The organism is Aquimarina agarilytica ZC1, assembly GCF_000255455.1.
GTDB classification, from domain to species: Bacteria; Bacteroidota; Bacteroidia; order Flavobacteriales; family Flavobacteriaceae; genus Aquimarina; species Aquimarina agarilytica.
Window position 1 is genome coordinate 38,339 of sequence record NZ_JH621259.1, and the last position, 14,619, is coordinate 52,957.

Genomic DNA, 14,619 nt, shown 5'->3' on the forward strand with positions numbered 1-14,619 from the left:
CACTTTAGTGTGAAAATTTCAAGTGCCGATTTTGTAATTAGCAACAGTGATGTTGCCAGATGTCCTAGTAACCCTTTTCCGGAATACGCCTTTATTGGGCGCTCAAACGTGGGAAAATCTTCATTGATTAACGCACTTATGAAACGAAAAAGCCTTGCTAAAACCTCTGGTAGACCTGGAAAAACACAACTTATTAACCATTTTTTAATTAATAAAAATTGGTTTTTAGTTGATTTACCAGGTTATGGGTATGCACGTACATCAAAAAGCACAAAAAAAACGTTCCAAAAATTTATTACCAATTATTTTAAACAACGCACGCAATTAGTAAGCGCTTTTGTTTTAGTCGACTGCAGGCATGAACCTCAAAAAATTGACCTAGCTTTTATGGAATGGCTGGCCACCAATAGCGTCCCCTTCTTTATCATTTTTACAAAAGCAGACAAATTAACCCCTAATACACTTCCTAAGCATATTGAAAATTACAAAAATAAAATGCTTGAATTTTGGGAAGAAATGCCTCCTTATTTTATTACCTCCTCTTCATCCAAACAAGGCTGTGATGAAGTATTAGCCCATATAGACCACTTAAATCAAGCGTTTTTTAAAGAGACTAGAGACTAGAGACTAGAGACTAGAGACTAGAGACTAGAGACTAGAGTAAACAAACTCTTGAACTTACCTATTGCACAAGCAAGCTTATTTCTTTTAGTATAAATCTCAACTATTTATTTCTATCCAAAACAGCAATAAGCTCATCTAAGGAACTTAGCTCCTTTAATTTTTTTGAAGAAAGTACCATTTTCAACCCATTTGAAGTAACAGCAAAAATCACTGGATAACTCACCTTTATATCGGGAAATTGCGTTTCAAATTCATTTTTATAAATGAATTTCATGGGTGTTTTTTGAGATGCTCTGAATGACCTCCACCTATCTGTTTCCCCAAAATTACCATGTGTTAATGCACACAGACTACATTCATATGTATTGGGACTTAAAATTTTATGCGCAAAGTCTATTTTTTTATTCCAAAATCCAGATGAGGCATTATATACAAACAGTAAGCTATCCAAAACTGAGGTTACTTCTTTTTTAAATCTAATTTTTCAGCAAAGTAATCCGTAAAATCGCGCATAGTCTCAGCCATTTTTACATCTTGAGTAGCACGCTGAAAAGTATCCGTCATAGCCACTAAAGTTTGATGAAAAAACAGCTTCATTTCATCAACAGGCATATCCTTTGTCCATAAATCAATTCGTAAACTCTCCTTGGCTTTAGCGTCCCATACCGAAAGTAAAAAAGCTTTTGCTTGTTCATCCGTTACACCGCCATCTTGAGCTGTCCATGATAGTGCTTCAGGCACTTTATTTTCATCTAATCCAACTTTTATTTTAATTTCAGAAGTATGTGTAACAGCCATTTTATTCGCGATTATTTTTGGGGTTTATATGTTGACATTTCAAAAATGGATTTACTATCCATTTCCATAAGCTGCTGCAAAGATACATTCTTCTTTTCCATGAATGCAAGTACTATTTGATATCCTATGTATTGCCCCACCTTGTCTGGCGCTTGCTGATCTATTGACAAATAAAACTTTGAAAAAGGTGCCGGATATACAAAACGAGGTAACAAGTCCTTATCCGTACTAAAAAGCATCTCTTTCTCAATAAAATAACGCCAAATAAAAGATTCATTATCCATTAACCAATCCATTTCCCTTTTGGAATACCCAAAAATATCCGAAAGCTCCATTTTTGGCAATAATGTACGTAGCAAATACCTCCTTTTCCCAAATAATATCATTTGAGCTAACAAGTCACGCCCATCTGCTCTTGGAACAATTTTTTGAGCATATGCCATAGCGATATTAGGCACCAATTGAGAAGGTTCAAAATCGTCCTTAATATATTTTGAGATATCCTCATAAAAGTAATGCTCGCCACCTAAATAGGTATCTAAGGATAACAGTAACAATTCTTTTCGGAGTACTACATTATTTTTATAATCCACATCCGAAATCAGGGAAATTATCCTAGGAACCTTTACTGAGGGGTAATAATAAATAAGATATTTATAAAATGATATCAATTCAGCGTTCACCTCATTTAAATCTGGAAATACTTTTTCAACTTCATTCACCAGCTCTTGATGTAATGTGTCTTTTGATTTTTTTAACCAGAATTTATCTTCATATTTTGTAGGAAATAAAAAAGGGTATTTTTTCTTCATCCCTAATAGTGTTGTATCACTCAGATTTACAAACATTTGATCAAAACGTTCAATAGACACCTCAACTGGAATTGAAGCAATTTCAGCCGGCATTTTATATTCTTTTTTACATGCTAAAAAAATTAAACTGAAGCTTGCTAAAAAAATAAATTTATACATTTTTGAATACTTTGTTTTATTCATGTCACAAAAATAAACAAACATTAATTCTATACTTTATTAAACGTTTCTTTTTAATTACTTTTATAAACAAGTAATTCTTTTTTTAGTCCATTTATACTATGTCACTATAAAAAGAAATTTAAAATGATGTTTTGAACATCAAAAAAACACCCTTATAAACTTACATTAAATGAAAACCGAAAAAGTAATAGATCATATAGTAAACTGGCTAAAAGAATATGCTACAAACGCTAATATTAAAGGTTTTGTTGTTGGAGTGAGTGGAGGAATCGATAGTGGCCTAACCTCCACACTATGCGCTAAAACTGGGCTTCAGACAATTTGTATTGAAATGCCTATTCACCAAGCCGAAAGCCAAGTCACTCGTGCTCAAGAACATATTTCACAATTAAAAAAGCATTTCCCTAACGTTAGTGATGAACGTGTTGACTTAACTCCGACCTTCGAAAGTTTTAAAAAACAAGTCCCTGAAATAGCGCCTAGTGCTCAACTTGATCTTTCTTTAGCAAACACACGTGCTCGTTTACGTATGACTACTTTATACTATTTTGCTGGATTACATGGCTATTTGGTTGCTGGAACAGGAAACAAGGTCGAAGATTTTGGCGTTGGTTTTTATACAAAATATGGAGATGGAGGCGTAGATTTAAGTCCAATTGCAGACTTAATGAAGAGTGAAGTTTATCAGCTTGCAAAAGCATTAGATGTTCCAGAATCCATCCAAAATGCAGCTCCCACAGATGGCCTTTTTGGAGACAGCCGTAGCGATGAAGATCAAATCGGAGCAAGCTATGATGAACTGGAATGGGCAATGAACCAGCAAGATAAGGGTAAGCATTTTGACGATTTTTCTGGCAGAAAACAAGAAGTTTTCAAAATTTACCACCGACTAAATACGGTAAACCAGCATAAAATGCAGCCAATTCCGGTCTGTAAAATACCTCTTGACCTAAAATAATACCTTTTAATCGAAACTTGCACTAAAAAACTTTTTTCAATCGCTTTTCTCTATAGTTTTACTGCACGCAAAATCAATTAAATCATCAATTAATATTGTTATGAAAGTATTAGTAGCAGATCATCACCCAATTACACGTAAAGGGATATTAGAAGCATTGTTTAGCAACAGCAACGATGTTCGATTATTACCTGCACTTATAGATGGAAAAAATTTATTTAAGGTCATAAGGAAAGAAATGCCAAATATTGTTTTCTTAGAATTGGATTTACCAAACTCCAATGGACTTCAAACCATTAAAGAAATCAAAAACAGATTCAAAGGCGTTAAAGTTTTTGTTTTTAGTCATCAACCTGAGGAAATTTATGCATTAAGCACAATAAAGTCTGGGGCTTCTGCTTATTTGTGTAAAACAGCATCAATAGATACTTTAAAATTTGCCTTTGACAGAGTTGCTCGAGGTGGTATTTATTTAAATGAAAGACTAAGCGACCAATTAAATAACCGTAGTTACAGAGGTTCACAATTTAACACTTTCAAAAAATTATCTACAAGAGAAGTAGAAGTACTCAATCTACTTTCGGCTGGCAGAAGAAACAAAGAAATCGCTAACAAATTAGATATTAACGAAAAAACTGTTAGCACATACAAAACAAGATTGCTAAAAAAATTAAAAGTCGACAACTTAGCCGACTTGATCCATCAATCAAGAATTTTACACATTTGCTAGATCATATTATATCACTCGATTTAGCTTTTCCGAAATCACTCGTTTTAAATTTTGATATTCAATGACTTCAGATAAGTCCTCTTGAATAGTAGAATTGGAATCGGGTGATTTTTCTTTGATACCATTCATTAAATCTAATATTTTAAGATCTACCAACTGTCTACGTAAATTTAAAATGACATCATTTACATACTGAACTACACTTGTTTTCTTTTGCTTCACATATATTTCATTACGTTCCCAGTCATCCAATGCATACTTTTCTTCTTCCATTAGAATATCTGTGATTTCCGTAGATAATTCCGGAGTTAGCATTTGTAAAAACATATCAATCCTAAATTGATCTTCAGCATTTAAAGTCTCTATTAAAATACCATAGACCTGCTGAAAGCTTGGATGTGTAAACTCAATTTCATCCATTTGCAAATCCAAAAACACCTTTTCATACACCTTTTTAGTTTGCTCAACAGACACTATTTCCAATTCCTCATCATCATTACGCTGATACATTAATTCTGTAAACACTTCCTCCTGCTGACCATATAACAACAAAATTCCAATAATGGATCGCTCCAACCTAAACAACACATTGACCTTTACTTCGGTTTCTGTAGGCTCCATGTTATTCAAGTACACCTCCATGGGTGGTTCATTAGGATCTACATTGGGATCCATCTTAACAGGTGCTGCTTTTGGCTTTGACTTTGATCTTTTATCTTGATCTTTCTTTGTTGAGGCTACAATTTGAGCTAAACTAGTAAACAGTACCTCCTCTGAAATTTGCATGATAGAAGCACACTCTCTTATGTATACCTCTTGCTTAATTACATCTGGAATTTTAGCAATACTTGCTACCATATTTCGGATGAGTTCCGCTTTTTTTATAGGGTCATCCGCTGCTTCTTCCTGTAATAAACTTGCTTTGAAGCGTATAAAATCCTGCTGATTCGTATCTAGATAAGCTTGTAAACTTTCTTTAGTATGCTTTTTTGCAAAGCTATCAGGGTCTTCTCCGTCAGGAAATGTACAAACACGCACATTCATCCCCTGCTCTAAAATTAGATCAATTCCTCTTATTGCTGCACGCATTCCAGCAGCATCCCCATCAAAAAGTACAGTAATGTTTTTTGAAAGTCGACTAATTAAACGTATTTGATCCGAAGTTAATGCTGTTCCCGATGAGGATACCACATTGGTAATTCCCGTTTGATAAAACTGAATTACATCGGTATAGCCTTCAACTAAATAACAATTATCCTCTTTAGCAATAGCTTGCTTGGCATAATAAATTCCATAAAGCACTTTACTTTTATGGTAAATATCACTTTCTGGTGAATTTAAATATTTAGCTGCTTTTGCATTAGTAACCAACAATCTACCACCATACCCCAAGACCCTTCCCGACATGGAATGTATAGGAAACATTACTCGACCTTTAAAGCGATCAAATTGTTTTTCTTCCTTAACTATACTTAGTCCTGTTTTTTCTAAATATTTTAATAAATAGCCTTTACTAATTGCCGTTTTTGTAAAGGCATCCCAGCTATCTGGCGAATATCCTAATTGAAACTTTTCTATAGTTTCGGCAGTAAAGCCACGCTCCTTAAAATAGGTTAAAGCTATAGCTTTACCAGTTTCGGTTTTATGTAATTGCTCTTGAAAATACGAATTTGCATACTCACTCACCAAATACATGCTTTCGCGCTCATTGGCTTGCTCTTTTTGCTCATCAGATTGCTCAGTCTCCTGAATTTCAATTCCGTAGCGTTTCGCTAAGTGCTTTATTGCTTCTGGATAACTGTAATGCTCATACTCCATTAAAAAAGCAATCACATTTCCTCCCTTACCACTACTAAAATCCTTCCAAATCTGTTTTACCGGAGACACCATAAACGAAGGCGACTTTTCATCGGAAAACGGACTTAATCCTTTAAAGTTACTTCCTGATTTTTTTAACTGAACGTAGTCTCCTATTACCTCCTCCAAACGAGCAGCTTCATAAACAGCATCTATGGTTTGTTTTGCTATCAAAGTATGAATTATTTTTTACGGTCAATAACGTAATTCACCATTAATTCTAAAGCGCTTTTATAGTCAGAATTAGGGTATTGTTGTAGTATATCTATAGCTTCCATTTTAAAAGTCAACATTTTCTTTTCCGCATATTCCAAGCCTCCTAAATCTTTCACCTTTTGTATTACTTGCTTTACGCGAAGTTTATTTTTATTGTGATTTTTTACCGAATTAATCATCCAGTCTTTATCCTTATCTGTTGCCGTATTTAATGCATAAATAAGTGGCAATGTCATTTTCTGCTCCTTAATATCAATTCCTGTTGGTTTACCTATAGCAGTCTCCCCATAATCAAATAAATCATCCTTTATTTGAAAGGCCATCCCGATCAACTCTCCAAATTTCCGCATTTTTTCAACATGAACTGAATTGGGTTGGACCGAAGCGGCTCCCAAACTACAACAGGCGGCTATGAGCGTAGCTGTTTTTTGTCGAATAATATCATAATACACTGCTTCCGATATATCCAATTTACGTGCTTTTTCAATTTGCAGTAACTCCCCTTCACTCATTTCTCGAACTGCTACTGAAATAATTTTAAGCAAATCAAAATCTTCATTATCAATAGAAAGCAACAAGCCTTTTGACAATAAATAATCCCCAACTAAAACCGCTATTTTATTTTTCCACAAGGCATTTACCGAAAAAAAACCACGTCGCATATTAGAATCATCAACTACATCATCATGCACTAAAGTTGCTGTATGGATTAACTCAATTACCGAAGCTCCTCGAAAAGTACGTTCATTTGCCTTTTCATTGTCTGAAAGCATTTTTGCCACCAAAAAAACAAACATAGGCCGCATTTGCTTCCCTTTTCTGTTCACTATATAATGGGTAATACGGTTGAGCAATGCCACCTTGGAACTCATTGAATTGGAGAACTTTTGCTCGAAAGTTTCCATTTCATCTAAAATTGGGGCTTTTATTTGCTCAACTACCTTCATAATAACACCGCTAAGATAGTTGTTTTTAACATTTTTATTAGTAATATTAATTACATACTTCGTTGTAATAACGCAACCAATTATACGCCTTTTCTTTAGTATTATTTACTAACATATGTTGGTAATCGCTTTCCACACTTTTGAACGACTTATTGTATATTGATTTAAAATCAGATAGGTCTTGCTCCCACAATTTCGCGAACTTTTCGGGGTTAAAATTCCTCAACAAATAATTTACTATTCTCATAGAATAACTAGTATCACTGCTATCAAGTGTATTTATTTTTCATTAAACACATGAATATCTCTTTGCGGAAATGGAATTGAAATCCCATTGGCTTCTAATTGTACTTTAGCTTCTTCTAGCACATAAAAATTTAGTTTCCAATAGTCTTCATTTTTTGCCCAAAATCGCAAAGATAAATCCACAGAACTATCCCCTAAATTAGCTACAAAAACTTCCGGGGCTGGATTCTTTAAAGTAGCTTCCTGCCCATTAACGATAGCCAGAAGAATATCCTTCGCTTTTTTAATATCACTATCATAAGAAATTCCAATAGTCATCACATTTTTACGATTAGGCTCGGCACTGTAATTTTTAATTGTATCATTTGATAATTTTCCGTTGGGAATAATAGCTTGTTGATTCCCGGCTGTAAGCAATGTAGTCGTAAATATCGAAATTGATTTAACCGTACCTACCTGACCCTGAGCCTCAATAAAATCTCCTACTTTAAATGGTTTAAATAATAATATTAACACCCCTCCTGCAAAATTGGAAAGCGAGCCTTGTAACGCTAAACCAATTGCCAAACCTGCTGCTCCTAAAATAGCCAATAATGAACTTGATTGCACCCCTAATTGAGTGATCACCATAATGAACAACATTACTTTCAATCCCCAATTCACTAAATCTGCTATGAATTTCTCAAGCGTAATATCGTAATCCTTTTTTGCAAAAAAGTTTCTTAATACTCTATTTATCAATTTAATTAACCAAAGACCGATAATTAAAACCAGTAATGCTGCAATAATTTTTGGCAAATAGCTCATTACTGAAACCACTAATTTATCGATAGTTTCTTTACTAATTTCATAACCAAAAACAGAAAAACTTAAAAGCGAAATAATAGTCATCATAGTATTAATTTTTTTTCTCAAATGTATGACAGATACATCATTTAAACGATTCAAAACTTAAAAAATTTGAAGTCATTACTTTAATGATATCGCAATCTACCTACTGCTCACTTAGCTATTTATCATTCAACAACTTAAAAGCTGCTTCCACTTCTGTTACTGGGTATTTACATGCATTATTTACACAAATAAATATATGTGTATCCTTTTCACTAAACCTATTTTGTAATAATGGTTGATTAGATTCTTTAGCACTCCCTGCTATTATTTTATTTGGATAATATTGTTTTTGAATGGCTACTCTTTTTTCTTCTGCAGCAGCGCCAACTATAACAACTTCATAAAAATCTTCGGTATAATTCAACATTAAATCCAACCAGTTAGAGTAACCACTTGGGTATTCCTCAATATTGACTTGTATATTGTGTAGCATTTTTTGAGAATGTTCTAAATATTTTTTATTAGAAAAATAATGAGATAGCTTGTATAAATTTTTAGCCATCATTGAATTTGAAGCAGGTATTACATTATCCGATGACTCAATGTTTCGGGTTACCAGAGCTGCATCTTCATCCGAAGTAAAGAAAAACAGACCGCTAGCATCATCATAAAAATGATCAAATACATAATCCGTCATTGTTTTAGACAAATCTAACCACTGTTGATCAAACGTAACTTGATATAATGCAATAAAAGCATCAATAGTCGCCGCGTAATCCTCCAAATACCCATTAATCGTACTTTTACCTTCCTTATAATTATGCATCAATTGACCGTTGCTTGCCATTTGCTTATTTTTAATAAATGCTGCATTTGTCAAGGCTACTTTTAAAAAGTTAGCATCATTAAAAACACTATAAGCATCTGCATATCCCTTTAACATTAAAGCATTCCACGAGGTTAAGGTTTTATCATCCAAACGTGGTCGTTCTCTTTTGGAACGAATACTTAATAAACGTTGTTTCCATTTTTTTTGCTTTTGCAAGAAGTCACCCTTGTCAAGCTTATGCTTTTCAATAAAATCAGCATCACTTTCATTTCGAATCAACACATAATTATTATGCTCCCAAATACCATAAGCATTTACATTATAATAATCCGCAAAAAGTTTAAAATCCTCTACCCCTAAAGCCGTTTCTAATGCTGGCTTTTGCCATACATAAAAAGCACCTTCTTCTAATTTACCGGAATGTGTTACACTATCTGCATCTAATGACGAATAAAATACACCTTCGGCATTCGTTAATTCGCGTTGTACAAAATCTAAAGTTTCATACACCACTTGCTTGTACCATTCATTTTTTGTTAACAAATAAGCATCCGAATATAAACTTACTAATTGCGCATTATCATAAAGCATTTTTTCAAAATGAGGCACATGCCATTTTTCATCTGTAGCATACCTTGCAAAACCACCTCCTACATGATCATAAACTCCTCCATATGAAATTTGATTAAGTGTTGTAATCACATAATCTTTTAACTTCTCATTATTCGTTTGATGTGCATAACGTAATAAAAAATGATAATTATTAGGCATCATAAATTTAGGCGCATAATCCAAACCTCCTTTTTTATAATCAAATTTTTTAGCCCAAGTTTCCACAGCACTTTCTATAGTACTATTTTCAAATTTTAATGCATTTGGATTAGGAGTTACTAAACTTACCGATTGAATACCTTCGGTTAGTTTTGTTGCATATTCTTCCAATTTACTTGGGTCATCTTCATATATTTTCTGAATTTGCTGTAGTGCTCCCATCCATTCTGCTTTTGGATAATAGGTACCACCCCAAACAGGCCTACCATCAGGTAAGGCAATTACATTTAATGGCCAACCGCCCCGACCAGTCATTAACTGGACCGCACTCATATATACTTGATCAATATCCGGACGCTCTTCCCTATCAATTTTTATATTGATATAATTTTTATTCATAACAGCGGCAACCGTAGAATCTTCAAAACTTTCATGTTCCATTACATGACACCAATGACAAGCGGCATAACCTACACTAATTAACATCAACTTCTTTTTCTCTTTGGCTTCCTTTAAAGTTTCAGGATGCCAAGCCTTCCAATTTACTGGATTATGTGCATGCTGCAACAAATAAGGACTTGTTTCATGAATTAAATCGTTAGTAAACTCATGTGTTTCCATAATAGGATCTTTTTGTGTATTACAGCTAGCAAGTATTCCTAAACAAATTATTGCTAGAAAAAATCGAAATAACATAGATTTCTTTATTTAGAATAAGTCATAAAAATATAAAAGCGCACTGACATAATCAGTACGCTTTTATATTATTTATTAATCGTATGTATTAGAACATTTAGTACTATTTTACCATTGCTCTATAACAATAACTACTTTACTTCAAAAGTAATTTTTACGTTTACTCTAAATTCATCAACTTCTCCCTCATCATTAACCGTAGCATTTTGTTCATTCACATATACAGAACGAATATTTTTTACCGATTTTGAAGCATGTTTTACTGCTTTACGAGTAGCATCTTCCCAGCTTTTGTTTGAATTTGCTAACACTTCTATTACTTTTAATACTGCCATGATTTTTTAATATTTATAGAATTAATAATTAGTTGAATACTAAATATATAACAATATTAACGCTATAACAAATTCATATTAAAAATATATATACTTCCTCAATGGCTTACCCATTGATTGCCTCTACTGTAGCTATTTTACCTGGCAACATTTCTTTAAGCATATTCTCAATTCCATTTTTAAGGGTAAAAGTTGATGATGGACAGCCACTACAAGCTCCCTGTAAAATAACTTCTACTTTCTGCGTAGTCGCATCGTAGTTTTGAAATTGTATATTCCCACCATCACTTGCCACCGCAGGCTTTACATACTCATCAATAATAGCTATTATTTGTTTAGATACGTCATCTAAATTCTCATCATTCACGTATGACGATTCATTCGCAACTTCGTTTGAAGTTTCTGAAGATTGAGTTTTAAAAGCCTCTTCTTTAATGACTTCTTTACCTTGCTCTAAATAATCACGTAAAAATTCACGTATTTCATTTGAAATATCATTCCATTCTACTCTATCATATTTAGTTATTGACACGTAATTATCATCTAGAAAAACCTCTTTTACAAACGGAAAATTAAACAATGCTGTTGGCAATGGAGCATCTATTGCCTCATCTATATTTTTAAATTCCAAGGTTTGAAGTACTAACTTTTTATTTGCCACAAACTTTTGCACACCTGGGTTAGGTGTACTTTCTGCATATACGGTAACCGGAACTTTTTTTGAGCTTGTATTTACCACATCAATTACTGGATGCCCTTCATTTAAATAGGCTTCTATTTGTTCTGCTACTTCCCTTTGTACATCTGCCCATTCCACAATATCATACTTGTTAATAGCTACAAAATTTTGCGCAATATAAATTTGTTTTACAAATGGCAAATGAAATAATTGTTGAGCTAAAGGAGAGATTTTTGCTTCTTCAATATTTTCAAACTCATAACTAATATGCTGTGTTAAAAAATAATTTGCCTCAAACTTCATTATGCCTTCATGAGATGTAGGCACTACTTTTACGGTATACTTTTTCATAGGTATTCAAACTTTACGCAAAGTTACGGAATAGACTACTCATAATGAAGTGCTATTACATAATCCGAGTTAAAATAAAAACAAAAAACACGTCTATTTTATGAAACAAAAAACCCGCAATAGTAATTACGGGTTCACTCACAAACAATTTTGAATCAACTAAGCTAATACTATAAGCTTTTTTATAAAGGGGGAATCTTTGTACAACCATTCAAATGCGTAGTAGGAATTGTACGCTATATCACCTTTATCCGATTTTTTTGTTTTTTGAAGATTTTTGTTAACAAGAATATCCTTCTTTAATTCTAAAGAAAAATCATTGTCAATTACCGTATTTGCTGAAAATGCGGCCATTCCTAAACTGAAAAACAAAACGAATAAAACTGATTTCATAATCGCGTATTTTAAGTTACTTATACTCAATTCCTTATCAAGCATGGCGCAATATAGCGATTATTTTGGTATTTCAGCGAGTTAAAAAATGTTAAAATTTAAAAAAGTAAGTAAAAGACTACTGTTTATAGCGTTTTTAACACCGTATTTTTTGTTGTCTTAAAACACTTATTTATAATTTTTTCTAAAGTATTGGTATTACTGTTAGTAAAAAATAACAATTCACCCGTTATGTTTGAATTATTTTTAATGTTTTTAGATTTAAGCACATTATGTGTTTGAAGTGCCACGGCCTCTCCTGAATCAATGATTTTAACTCCTTTTGGAAGCAATTTTGTTAATAAAGGAAGTAAATAAGGGTAGTGACTACACCCCAAAACTAAGTAATCTATATCCTTAGCTATCATAGGCTCCACATAGTGTTTCAATAAAATTTCAAGTTCCGGGTTTAAAAGATCTCCAGCTTCTATAAATTCAACTAAGCCCTTTCCTATAACCTCAACAATTTCGGTATTCTGAGCATATAAATCCGAAGTTTTTGTAAAAAGAGCACTACTCAAGGTGCCTTTTGTAGCCAGAATACCTATTGCCTTTGTTTTTGTACCCAATGCCGCAGGTTTAATGGCAGGTTCAATTCCTATAAAAGGAACAACATAAACACGCCTTAGCTCGGCTATCGCATTAGTTGTAGCTGTATTACAAGCCACTACAATAAGTTTACAGCCTTTTTCCAATAGTAGATCTACATTTTTTTTACATAGCGCTATAATCTTTTCTGGTGACTTTTGACCATAAGGCGCATTAGCACTATCCGCTAAATAAACCATATTTTCATTAGGCAATAATTTGACTAACTCTTTCAGAATGGAAGTTCCTCCTATACCCGAATCAAATACCCCTATTGGTTCTTTCATTATTTACTTTGCTTTTCTGTTAAGTTATATCTTTTTTAGAAATTACCACAAAAAAAAGGCTGCTCTTACGAACAACCTTTTAATTCTATTTTATTTCAAAATTACTGAATTCCTAATGCGCTTTTAACATCGTTCATTAAGTCATAACCATCGGCCATGATCACTCCAGTTCCTGTTGTAGAATCTAACACATAGCTATATCCTTTATCACGAGCTACTTTTTGTACTGTCGCTCTTGCCTTTTCAATAACTGGCTTTAATAATTCAACTTCTTTTGTTTGTAAATCCTTAAGGGCTTTTTGACGGTATTCTCCAACGGACTTTTCAATTCCTTGAACTTCCTGAGCTCTTTTTAAATTTTCTTCTTGTGTTTTTGTTTTTTCTTCTTGCGTATAAATCTTTACTTTATTTTGTAACTCAGTTGCCATAGTTTTAAATTCAGCATCGTAAGTTTTTTGTAATTTTTCAAGTTCACTCATCGCAGCTTTGTACTCTGGCATAATATTTACCAATTCCTGAGATGCGATATGTGCTACTTTAGATTGTGCATTTGCCACATTACTCATTCCAAAAATCAAAGCAACTGCTACTAAAAGTGTTTTTATTTGTTTCATTTTACTAATTTGAATTAATACTGGTTTTCTGTTTTTAAATTTATTTACTTTTTCTTAAAGCTTCTAATGAATCACGTTTCTTTTTCCTTTCGGCTAATAATTTATTTCTACGCTCTTCATATTCTTTTATCTTTTGTTGTCTTAACTTATCTCTTTCGGCTTTTTTCTCCGCTATCAAACGTTCACGCTCTTTTTGTTTTGCCTCAATTTCACGTTGCCTTGCCTGTAATTCTTTATCCTGAGCAATCGTATTCCCTTCATCATTCTCAATTTTCCTCTTCTCTGCTTTTGATTGCGCCTGCGTGCGTTTTGCTGCTCTAGTGATATTACGCAATACTAAATCACTAATATCATACCTGTCTGCAGAATACAACATTACAACATCTGCTGATTTATCAAAAATAAAATCATATTTTTTTGTTTGTGCTATTGTTTGCACTGCATTAAAAACCTGATCTTGAATTGGCTTTACCAAACGCTCTTTTTGTCTCACTAAATATCCTGTAGGACCAAAATGCTGCTGTTGGTAATCAATTATTTCTTTTTCCTTATAACGTATATCTTCTTCTCGTTCTTCTATCAACTCTTTTGTAAGGAGTACTCTTTCATTCGCCAAGGCTACTTTCATATCCTCAACTTCACTTTGCCTTAATTCAATTTCAGTTTTCCAATCTTGAACTTTCTTTTCTAATTGTCCTTGGGCCTCTCCATATTCTGCTACATTGTCTAAAATGTAATCCATATCAATATACCCTATTCTAACTCCTTTTTGTGCAAAAGCTGACATGCTTAAAAAACATGCTACAATTGATAAAATTTTTATACGCATTAG

General features: G+C 33.1%; 17 protein-coding genes. 3 read left to right on the forward strand and 14 right to left on the reverse strand.

Annotation, left to right across the window (positions count from 1 at the left end; all coding sequences use genetic code 11):
- The first annotated feature begins 9 nt into the window (after positions 1-9).
- Positions 10-624, forward strand: a complete 615-nt coding sequence (gene yihA / locus KQA_RS0209415; RefSeq protein WP_010180446.1) for a ribosome biogenesis GTP-binding protein YihA/YsxC — start codon at positions 10-12, stop codon at positions 622-624.
- Between the two features lie 100 nt (positions 625-724).
- Here yihA and KQA_RS0209420 read toward each other — a convergent pair whose 3' ends face one another.
- From KQA_RS0209420 to gldB, 3 genes are read right to left on the reverse strand one after another with little or no spacing between them, the layout of a single operon-like run.
- Entirely contained in the window at positions 725-1,075 is a 351-nt protein-coding gene (locus KQA_RS0209420) for a hypothetical protein (RefSeq protein ID WP_010180448.1), read from the reverse strand.
- An 8-nt stretch (positions 1,076-1,083) separates the two neighbouring features.
- On the reverse strand, positions 1,084-1,422 hold the full coding sequence (gldC, locus tag KQA_RS0209425) for a gliding motility protein GldC (RefSeq protein ID WP_010180450.1): 339 nt from the start codon (positions 1,420-1,422) through the stop codon (positions 1,084-1,086).
- Between the two features lie 11 nt (positions 1,423-1,433).
- Positions 1,434-2,393: a gliding motility lipoprotein GldB gene (gene gldB, locus KQA_RS0209430; protein WP_029209542.1), complete on the reverse strand. Its 960-nt coding sequence runs from the start codon at positions 2,391-2,393 to the stop codon at positions 1,434-1,436.
- A gap of 193 nt (positions 2,394-2,586) precedes the next feature.
- On the opposite strand from gldB, the gene nadE reads away from it, so the two are divergent.
- Positions 2,587-3,375, forward strand: coding sequence for an NAD(+) synthase (gene nadE, locus KQA_RS0209435; protein WP_010180454.1), 789 nt, complete (start codon positions 2,587-2,589; stop codon positions 3,373-3,375).
- Between the two features lie 100 nt (positions 3,376-3,475).
- Positions 3,476-4,105, forward strand: a complete 630-nt coding sequence (locus KQA_RS0209440; RefSeq protein ID WP_010180456.1) for a LuxR C-terminal-related transcriptional regulator — start codon at positions 3,476-3,478, stop codon at positions 4,103-4,105.
- 6 nt (positions 4,106-4,111) lie between these two features.
- On the opposite strand, the gene dnaG is transcribed toward KQA_RS0209440, so the two are convergent.
- From dnaG to KQA_RS0209490, 11 genes are all read right to left on the reverse strand, one after another.
- Positions 4,112-6,136, reverse strand: coding sequence for a DNA primase (gene dnaG / locus KQA_RS0209445; protein ID WP_010180458.1), 2,025 nt, complete (start codon positions 6,134-6,136; stop codon positions 4,112-4,114).
- Positions 6,137-6,144: 8 nt separating this feature from the next.
- On the reverse strand, positions 6,145-7,125 hold the full coding sequence (locus KQA_RS0209450) for a polyprenyl synthetase family protein (protein WP_010180460.1): 981 nt from the start codon (positions 7,123-7,125) through the stop codon (positions 6,145-6,147).
- A 46-nt stretch (positions 7,126-7,171) separates the two neighbouring features.
- Complete coding sequence (locus tag KQA_RS20240) at positions 7,172-7,372, reverse strand: hypothetical protein (RefSeq protein ID WP_157366637.1); 201 nt, start codon at positions 7,370-7,372, stop codon at positions 7,172-7,174.
- 32 nt (positions 7,373-7,404) lie between these two features.
- The gene (locus KQA_RS0209455) at positions 7,405-8,262 is read right to left on the reverse strand and encodes a mechanosensitive ion channel family protein (protein WP_010180461.1); all 858 of its coding nucleotides are present in this window, start codon (positions 8,260-8,262) and stop codon (positions 7,405-7,407) included.
- A 118-nt stretch (positions 8,263-8,380) separates the two neighbouring features.
- The gene (locus KQA_RS0209460) at positions 8,381-10,501 is read right to left on the reverse strand and encodes a thioredoxin domain-containing protein (RefSeq protein WP_010180463.1); all 2,121 of its coding nucleotides are present in this window, start codon (positions 10,499-10,501) and stop codon (positions 8,381-8,383) included.
- Positions 10,502-10,632: 131 nt separating this feature from the next.
- Entirely contained in the window at positions 10,633-10,836 is a 204-nt protein-coding gene (locus KQA_RS0209465) for a dodecin family protein (RefSeq protein WP_010180464.1), read from the reverse strand.
- A 106-nt stretch (positions 10,837-10,942) separates the two neighbouring features.
- Positions 10,943-11,866 (reverse strand): NifU family protein, encoded by a 924-nt coding sequence (locus KQA_RS0209470; protein ID WP_010180466.1) that lies wholly within the window; start codon positions 11,864-11,866, stop codon positions 10,943-10,945.
- Positions 11,867-12,025: 159 nt separating this feature from the next.
- On the reverse strand, positions 12,026-12,259 hold the full coding sequence (locus KQA_RS0209475) for a hypothetical protein (RefSeq protein ID WP_010180468.1): 234 nt from the start codon (positions 12,257-12,259) through the stop codon (positions 12,026-12,028).
- A 125-nt stretch (positions 12,260-12,384) separates the two neighbouring features.
- Positions 12,385-13,173, reverse strand: a complete 789-nt coding sequence (gene murI / locus KQA_RS0209480) for a glutamate racemase (protein WP_010180470.1) — start codon at positions 13,171-13,173, stop codon at positions 12,385-12,387.
- Between the two features lie 101 nt (positions 13,174-13,274).
- Complete coding sequence (locus tag KQA_RS0209485; RefSeq protein WP_010180472.1) at positions 13,275-13,787, reverse strand: OmpH family outer membrane protein; 513 nt, start codon at positions 13,785-13,787, stop codon at positions 13,275-13,277.
- 40 nt (positions 13,788-13,827) lie between these two features.
- Positions 13,828-14,616 carry an OmpH family outer membrane protein gene (locus tag KQA_RS0209490; protein WP_010180474.1) on the reverse strand — a complete coding sequence of 263 codons (789 nt, stop codon included), beginning with the start codon at positions 14,614-14,616 and terminating at the stop codon, positions 13,828-13,830.
- Between the last annotated feature and the right edge of the window lie 3 nt (positions 14,617-14,619).

Excerpts from the sequence above, each read along its gene's own strand:
- KQA_RS0209490 (WP_010180474.1), bottom strand. The coding sequence starts at position 14,616 with ATGCGTATAAAAATTTTATCAATTGTAGCATGTTTTTTAAGCATGTCA.
- KQA_RS0209450 (WP_010180460.1), bottom strand. The coding sequence starts at position 7,125 with ATGAAGGTAGTTGAGCAAATAAAAGCCCCAATTTTAGATGAAATGGAA.
- gldB (WP_029209542.1), bottom strand. The coding sequence starts at position 2,393 with ATGTATAAATTTATTTTTTTAGCAAGCTTCAGTTTAATTTTTTTAGCA.
- KQA_RS0209455 (WP_010180461.1), bottom strand. The coding sequence starts at position 8,262 with ATGACTATTATTTCGCTTTTAAGTTTTTCTGTTTTTGGTTATGAAATT.
- KQA_RS0209440 (WP_010180456.1), top strand. The coding sequence starts at position 3,476 with ATGAAAGTATTAGTAGCAGATCATCACCCAATTACACGTAAAGGGATA.
- KQA_RS0209465 (WP_010180464.1), bottom strand. The coding sequence starts at position 10,836 with ATGGCAGTATTAAAAGTAATAGAAGTGTTAGCAAATTCAAACAAAAGC.
- KQA_RS0209470 (WP_010180466.1), bottom strand. The coding sequence starts at position 11,866 with ATGAAAAAGTATACCGTAAAAGTAGTGCCTACATCTCATGAAGGCATA.
- gldC (WP_010180450.1), bottom strand. The coding sequence starts at position 1,422 with ATGGCTGTTACACATACTTCTGAAATTAAAATAAAAGTTGGATTAGAT.
- murI (WP_010180470.1), bottom strand. The coding sequence starts at position 13,173 with ATGAAAGAACCAATAGGGGTATTTGATTCGGGTATAGGAGGAACTTCC.
- KQA_RS0209475 (WP_010180468.1), bottom strand. The coding sequence starts at position 12,259 with ATGAAATCAGTTTTATTCGTTTTGTTTTTCAGTTTAGGAATGGCCGCA.
- nadE (WP_010180454.1), top strand. The coding sequence starts at position 2,587 with ATGAAAACCGAAAAAGTAATAGATCATATAGTAAACTGGCTAAAAGAA.
- KQA_RS0209485 (WP_010180472.1), bottom strand. The coding sequence starts at position 13,787 with ATGAAACAAATAAAAACACTTTTAGTAGCAGTTGCTTTGATTTTTGGA.
- KQA_RS20240 (WP_157366637.1), bottom strand. The coding sequence starts at position 7,372 with ATGAGAATAGTAAATTATTTGTTGAGGAATTTTAACCCCGAAAAGTTC.
- KQA_RS0209460 (WP_010180463.1), bottom strand. The coding sequence starts at position 10,501 with ATGTTATTTCGATTTTTTCTAGCAATAATTTGTTTAGGAATACTTGCT.